Consider the following 528-nt stretch of genomic DNA (forward strand, 5'->3'; position numbering starts at 1 on the left):
GTTATTCTGATCTCTTTGGGCATGTCGGCTAACGCCGAGAGTTGAACCGAGTTCCTGGCCGGAGTGCTAGGGCCCACCAGCGTGAACGGCGGGCTTTCATTTGTTGACAACCAGACGCCCAGGCACGAAGCTTGCTTTCATAAAAGCGTCGCCAATCATTGCTTTTCTATTTCTCTAGAATTCTTTTATCCATATGGAGGCACCGTGACCGACGAGGAAATCGCCCGTCTGCGCGCCCATGACAGCAACATCAGTCGATATCGACGGCTGCTTAAAACCAATCTCTCAGACCTCGAGCGCCGGTATCTGGAACAGCGCCTGAGCGAGGAAAGGTCGGCCGTTGAGAACTTGGCTCATCCTCCTCCCACCCCACGGAATGAGCACGGCCGATCAGTTTGAGGCGGGTGCGTTTTGACCTTTGCTCGTGGACCGGCGGGCCTTTGATTTTCAAAAGCGAACTGAACCTTCACACTCCACGCCCATACTCATGAGCATCCGGGATTTTTGCTGATCCCGTCCCGGGGCTGG

1 protein-coding gene is annotated in these 528 nt (G+C 55.1%); it reads left to right on the forward strand.

The annotated features are described in order from the left end of the window. Window positions 1–204: 204 nt before the first annotated feature. Window positions 205–399: a hypothetical protein gene (locus tag AC0L27_RS41190; RefSeq protein ID WP_473323833.1), complete on the forward strand. Its 195-nt coding sequence runs from the start codon at window positions 205–207 to the stop codon at window positions 397–399. Window positions 400–528: the final 129 nt, after the last annotated feature.

The sequence above is a fragment of the Bradyrhizobium sp. Ken51 genome (assembly GCF_055807435.1).